The 1025-nt window shown below is 42.1% G+C and carries 2 protein-coding genes; one reads left to right on the forward strand and one right to left on the reverse strand.

Going from position 1 to position 1025, the window contains the following annotated elements; translation table 11 throughout:
- Nucleotides 1-130: 130 nt before the first annotated feature.
- A complete protein-coding gene (locus A3762_RS26260; RefSeq protein WP_156493101.1) occupies nucleotides 131-301 on the reverse strand; it encodes a hypothetical protein in 171 nt (56 codons plus the stop codon).
- A gap of 256 nt (nucleotides 302-557) precedes the next feature.
- Between A3762_RS26260 and A3762_RS00875 the strand changes: the two genes are divergently transcribed.
- A partial coding sequence (locus A3762_RS00875) for a diphosphate--fructose-6-phosphate 1-phosphotransferase (protein ID WP_156493102.1) occupies nucleotides 558-1025 on the forward strand: 468 nt, incomplete at its 3' end.

Here is a 1025-nt window from a genome sequence, read left to right on the forward strand (position 1 = left end):
TTACGGAGCTATTTATTAAGGGCGATAAAAGATACGTTTCTAGCTTTAATCATGTGTCGCACTTGAGCAGCCCCGAACATTTAGATCTCATTACACATGCATAAGTGTGCCTTTAGCGCGCACTCAACTGCTAACGCTCCCGAAGGCCTTTATGCTGATATCGCAACAAGGGGGACATAAAAAACTCGATCAGTAGATGGAGCATATCGGCTGCGACCTGATAAAACCGCGCCAGCATCACTAAACAAACTAAACCCGAGTCGACCGACTGAGCGGTACTCGTCCACGAAGAATGACTCACACAAGATCCTTTTTTTGAGAGTAATTTATGATTTGGCATTCCTTGCCAATTAGATTTCTAGAGACCTAAAGTCTCAGCGCGAAACTATATCGGCTAGCACTTAGGTGAAGCAATCTAATTATTTTTATAGCCATTAATACAGCCTGTAAATTCGCGATTGAAATTTTTTATAAGGCTTTACTTTCTCACCATGACACATCGATATATTCGCGTATAATGCGCGCAAATTTCATACTCACGACCTATAGGTTTATCAATGTCGATCAAGAATGCATTTTATGCTCAATCTGGCGGTGTTACTGCCGTTATCAACGCTTCTGCTTGTGGCGTTATTGAAACTGCCCGCCAACATAGCGATAAAATTGGCAAAGTATATGCGGGACGCAATGGTATCATTGGCGCATTGCGTGAAGAATTGATCGATACAAGCATTGAATCTGTAGAAGATATTGCTGCACTCAAGCACACACCAAGTGGCGCATTTGGGTCTTGCCGTTACAAGCTAAAAAACTTTGAAGAAAACAAGCGTGAATATGAGCGTTTGATCGAAGTATTCCAAGCACACAACATTGGCTACTTCTTCTACAACGGCGGTGGCGATAGCCAAGATACTGCATACAAAGTAAGCCAACTAAGTGAAAAAATGGGTTACCCAATTACTTGTATTGGTGTACCTAAAACAGTGGATAACGACCTACCATTTACAGACTGTTGCCCAGGCTTT

Source organism: Oleiphilus sp. HI0125, from assembly GCF_001635355.1.